Source organism: Dermacoccus sp. UBA1591 (assembly GCF_002322065.1).
GTDB lineage: Bacteria > Actinomycetota > Actinomycetes > Actinomycetales > Dermatophilaceae > Dermacoccus > Dermacoccus nishinomiyaensis.
The window spans coordinates 1-4,960 of the sequence record NZ_DCNR01000007.1 but is presented as its reverse complement, the minus strand read 5'-3'; the positions used below and the strand labels follow the sequence as shown (position 1 = coordinate 4,960).

At 70.4% G+C, this 4,960-nt stretch carries 5 protein-coding genes; 2 read left to right on the top strand and 3 right to left on the bottom strand.

What is annotated here, in order from left to right; genetic code table 11:
• Window positions 1–47: 47 nt before the first annotated feature.
• Entirely contained in the window at window positions 48–1,724 is a 1,677-nt protein-coding gene (locus B2284_RS01025; protein WP_286697085.1) for a dolichyl-phosphate-mannose--protein mannosyltransferase, read from the bottom strand.
• A gap of 169 nt (window positions 1,725–1,893) precedes the next feature.
• Here B2284_RS01025 and rsmI point away from each other — a divergent pair, with 169 nt between their 5' ends.
• Complete coding sequence (gene rsmI / locus B2284_RS01020; RefSeq protein ID WP_006946759.1) at window positions 1,894–2,736, top strand: 16S rRNA (cytidine(1402)-2'-O)-methyltransferase; 843 nt, start codon at window positions 1,894–1,896, stop codon at window positions 2,734–2,736.
• Window positions 2,737–2,771: 35 nt separating this feature from the next.
• Here rsmI and B2284_RS01015 read toward each other — a convergent pair whose 3' ends face one another.
• A complete protein-coding gene (locus B2284_RS01015; RefSeq protein ID WP_006946813.1) occupies window positions 2,772–3,176 on the bottom strand; it encodes a hypothetical protein in 405 nt (134 codons plus the stop codon).
• A gap of 13 nt (window positions 3,177–3,189) precedes the next feature.
• Window positions 3,190–3,786 (bottom strand): DUF4126 domain-containing protein, encoded by a 597-nt coding sequence (locus B2284_RS01010; RefSeq protein WP_006946758.1) that lies wholly within the window; start codon window positions 3,784–3,786, stop codon window positions 3,190–3,192.
• Window positions 3,787–3,998: 212 nt separating this feature from the next.
• On the opposite strand from B2284_RS01010, the gene B2284_RS01005 reads away from it, so the two are divergent.
• The coding region (locus B2284_RS01005; protein ID WP_286697084.1) for a cation diffusion facilitator family transporter at window positions 3,999–4,960 on the top strand (962 nt) is incomplete at its 3' end.

The window sequence follows — 4,960 nt, the reverse complement described above, 5'->3', positions numbered from 1 at the left end:
CGAGCCTCGACCGCCGGTCGGTACGCGACCCGCGCCGGAAGCCCCCGTCAGATCCAGGACGGCAGCCACATCCGCCAGCTCCAGTGGTCGTGGGGGATGACCTGCGCGGTGTAGATCGGCCAGAAGAAGACGAACGTCGCGACGGCGAGCACGACGTACGCACCGACGACGCCGGCGCCGATGCGTCGCCGTCGCAGGCTCGCGGTGGCGGGTCCGAGGATCAAGCCCAGGCAGTACGTGACGGCCAGGATGACGTAGGGCGCGAACACGACCGCGTAGAAGGTGAAGACGGTGCGCTCCTGATAGCTGAACCAGGGCAGCCATCCGGCGAGCACGAGTGCGATGAGCGTCCCGGCACGCCAGTCGCGGCGCAGCGCCCACATGAAGACGCACACGAGCAGGGCGGCGATGCCGAACCACCAGATGCTGACGTTACCGAGCGAGGTGATCGCCTTCGAGCATTCCGTGACCGAGCACCCCTGATCGCGCTTCGCAGGCGCCTCGTAGAAGAACGAGGTGGGGCGTGTCTGCGCCATCCACGACCACGGGTTCGACTGATACGTGTGTGGCGACGTGATGCTCTCCGCCGAGTCGTACATCTGGATGTGGTACTGCCACAGGCTGCGCAGGCTGTCGGGCAGCCACGAGAACAGGCTCGAATCGGGTGCGAACCCGGTGTTCTTGGTCGCCGGGTTGCTCGCGGCCCAGTTGCGTCCCCAGGCGTCGTTCGAGTGGAACCATCCGGCCCAGGTGAGCAGATATGTCAGGCATGCCGTGGGGACGATGATGAGCGCCCCGGTGACGGCGTCCTTGATGACGGTCGCCGAGAGCCAGCGGCGGACGCCGACGGCGCGGCGCGCTCCGAGATCCCAGAACACGGTGAGCAGACCGATCGCGGCGAGATAGAACCCGTCGGACCACTTCGTCGCCATGCCGAGGCCGAGGCACACGGCGGCGACCCAGCGCCACGGGCGCAGGCCGAGCGACGGGCCGGCGAGGCGCTGCTTCGCATCGAGCGACCAGTCGCCGTCACGACGCAGCTGCGCGACCTTGCGCGCGAGGATCCGACGGCTGCGGTCGCGGTCGGCGAGGATCGCGACGAACCCGGCGAGAGCCCAGAAGCTGACGAGCCCGTCGAGGATCGACGTGCGCGACATGACGAATTCCATGCCCTCGAACGCGGTCAGCAGCGCCGCGATCGTCGCGAGCGTCGCCGAGCGGAACAGGTGCCAGGCCGCGCGCCCGACGAGCAGGATCGCGAGCGTGCCGGTGAGTGCCACTGCGATGCGCCAGCCGAACGAGGAGGTGATGCCGAACAGGCGCTCGCCTGCGCCGATCATCCATTTGCCGAACGGCGGATGGACGATGAAGTCGGGTTCGGTGCCGTATACGGTCGGCACCTGGCCGTGCGTGAAGAACGCGTCCGGCTCCGGCATGTTCGCGGGCGTCTTGCGTTCGTGGCCGTACAGGATCATCGACCAGCCCTGCTTGACGTAATACGTCTCGTCGAAGATCAGCTGGTGCGGGCGCCCCAGATCCCACAGCCGCAGCAAACCGCCGATCAGCATGACCGTCAGGGGGCCGAACCAGCTCCACAACTTCTGCTGCGCACTCGCCGGGGCGCCGAGCAGGCGCTCGCGCAGCATCAACTCGTCACGGTCGGGATGGCCGTCGGTGTCGACGCGGGTGGCGGACGACGGGGCGTCAGTCAGGGTGGCGTTCACCGGTGGCGTCCTCGATCCTCGCGGGCTGGCGGTGGGACGGTCTGCCCCGGTTGGCCAGCGTAGTCGGTGGCACTGACAGGAGGGGCCCGCTCCGACGTCACGCCCCGTGACCCAGGTCGACCCGCGGCGGGCACGAGGCGCGCCTGCGCCAGCGTGACACCATGGCCGCGTGAGTACCGAAGCACCCGTCCCCGCCCTCGTTCTCGCCGCGACGCCGATCGGCGACCCGGCGGACGCGGCACCGCGTCTCACGCACGAACTCGCGAGCGCGCCGCTGATCCTCGCGGAGGACACGCGGCGGACGAAGCGGCTCTGCGACGCGCTGGGCGTCACCCCGAGCGGGTCGATGATGAGCTACCACGAGCACAACGAGGCCCAGCGCACGGGCGAGATCGTCGAGCGCATCGCCGCAGGCGAACGCGTCCTGCTCGTCACCGACGCCGGGATGCCGAGCGTCAGCGACCCGGGGTACCGCCTCGTCGCCGCGTGTGTCGAACGCGACCTGACGGTGACGTGCGTGCCCGGCCCGTCGGCCGTACTCATGGCGCTCGCGGTGTCAGGGCTGCCCGTCGACCGGTTCTGCTTCGAGGGGTTCCTGCCGCGCAAGGCCGGCGAACGCGCCCGCATGCTCGCGGCGCTCGCCGACGAGGCACGCACGATGGTGTTCTTCGAGGCGCCGCACCGTTTGGCGGTGACGCTCGAGGCGATGGCCGACGCGTTCGGCGACGAGCGGCGCGGCGCGGTCTGTCGTGAACTGACGAAGACGTACGAGGAGGTCCGCCGCGGTGGTCTGCGCGAACTCGCGGCGTGGGCCCTCGACGGGGCACGCGGCGAGATCACCGTCGTCGTCGAGGGTGCCGAACCTCGCGAGGCGTCGCTCGAGGATGCGGTCGCGACGGTGCTCGATCTCGTCGCCGGGGGAGTGCGGCTCAAGGACGCGTGCGGCCAGGTCGCCCAGGCGAGCGGCCTGTCCAAGAAGACCCTGTACGACGCTGCTCTCGCGGCGCGCTGACGGTTAGCGCCCCCGAGCAACCGCAGGCCCGGTCGTCAGTCCTGGGCGTCGACGAAGTACACGCAACCGGGGTCGAGGGGCGTGCGCAGGCTGCCGCGGGCCGGGTCGTTCGGGGGGTAGCAGGCCCACAGCGCATGGGTGAGGTTCCACGTCGCGGTCGGGATGACGGCTTCGAGTTCGTGTGAGGTCGCATCGACCGACGGCGCGTCGAGTCGCGCCCGCACGTGGACGCCGTCGTCTCGCGGTTCGGCGGCGATGAGCGTCACCGTCTTCGTCGCGACGTGCGGGTTCTGACCCGAGGCGGTGACGGCGTGCCACGTCCGCATCACCCCGAACACGACGAGCGCGATGACGAGCGCCGCGACGATGTTGCGCACGAGACGACGGCGCCGAAGGCGGTGTTCGAGCGCGGAGTCGGCGGCGAGGGCGGGAAACGACATGGGCCGGGCGCTCTCAGACCGCGGCGCGCGCGGCGCGGCGCTCACGCATTGCGACGACCCGGCGCCACAGCCGCCACATCACCCACGCGACGACGGCGAGCAGCACGAGCGCGAGGATCGGCGCGAAGACGGCCGCGAGGCTGAGCAGGATCGACGTCGCGTCCTCCGCCGTCGACAGGACGGGCGCGGCGAACCCACCCGTCCCGACGTTCGCGACGGGGCGCGCGGCGGCCTTTCCCGTGTGAAAGATGCCCGCGACGATGGCGCCGCCGATGAGGCCGACCCACGGATGCTGCGTCATCCACGGCGAGTTGTCGAGGTTCGCGGCGGCCGCCGTCCCCGCGAAGACGACGGCGCCCGAGGCGGGGCGCACGATCGTGCCGAGCGCATCGTTGACGCTGTCGAGGGCCGGGATCTTGTCGACGATGATCTCGCCCACGAGAAGGATCGACGCGATGACGATCGACGGCGTGCTCTCGACCCACGAGAACCCGGAGGGCAGCGTGATCACGTCGGTGAAGCGCGCGAGCAGAGCGACGACGAGATACGGGATGTAGGCGTTGAGACCGGCGGCGGCGGACAGGCCCGCCCCGGTGAGCGCTGCGAACATGGCACGTCCTTCGGGTCAACGACCGCCGGCGCCTCCGGCCCCGGCGAAACACTGCGTCAACTCTGGCACAGCCGCGGGCATTCCCCCGAACGACGCCGGTGCAGCTGAGTCACATGATGCGCGTCGAGTCAGTCAGGACTGACGCAGCGCGCATCACGTGACTCAGCCGTCGATGAGGGCCGTTAGCATCGTGCCGACCGAGGAGGTGGCGCGTGGGCACACGACACGAATCGCATGACGGGCGCGAGGCCCATGAGCAGCAGGCTGCGCATGACGGCCACGGACATGGCGGCCACGCCCACAGCCATGCTCCGAGTGCTGACGCCGACCGGCGCTACCTGAGCGCAGCCCTCGCGCTGCTCGTGCTCTACATGCTCGCCGAGGTCGTCGTGGCCTTCGCGACGGGTTCGCTCGCGCTGCTGTCGGACGCGGCGCACATGCTGACGGATGCCGCCGCCATCGCGTTGGCGCTGTGGGCGATCCACCTCGCTGCGAAGCCCGCCAACGCGCGGTTGACGTTCGGGTTCAAGCGCGCCGAGATCCTCTCCGGCCTCGGCAACGGCATCACGTTGTTGCTGCTCGGTGCGGTGCTGCTCGTCGAGGCGGTGCGGCGCCTCGTCGACCCGCCGCAGGTCGAGCCGAAACCCGTCCTCGCGGTCGCCCTGGCGGGCGTCGTCGTCAACGTCGCCGCGGGCATGCTGCTCGCCCGCGCGAACCGGACGTCGCTCAACGTCGAGGGCGCGTACCGTCACATCATCACCGACTTGTACGGGTTCATCGGTACGGCCGTGGCCGCCGCCGTCATCTGGGCGACGGGGTGGATGCGCGCCGACGCCGTCGCGACGCTCATCGTCGTCGCTCTCATGTTCCACGCGGGGGCAGGGCTCGTCGCGCAGGCCGGGCGCGTGCTGCTCGAGGGCGCGCCGGACGGCACGGACGTCGAGGCGATCCGCGCGCACATGCTCGAGGTCGATCACGTACGCGACGTGCACGACCTGCACGTGTGGAGCGTGACGAGCGACCTGCCGGCATTGTCGGCGCACCTCGTCATCGACGACGAGTGCTTCCACGACGGGCACGCCCCGCGGCTGCTCGACGAGGTGCTCGAGTGCCTGGTCGGCCACTTCGACGTCGACCACTCGACGCTGCAGTTCGAGCCCGCGAGCCACGCGGC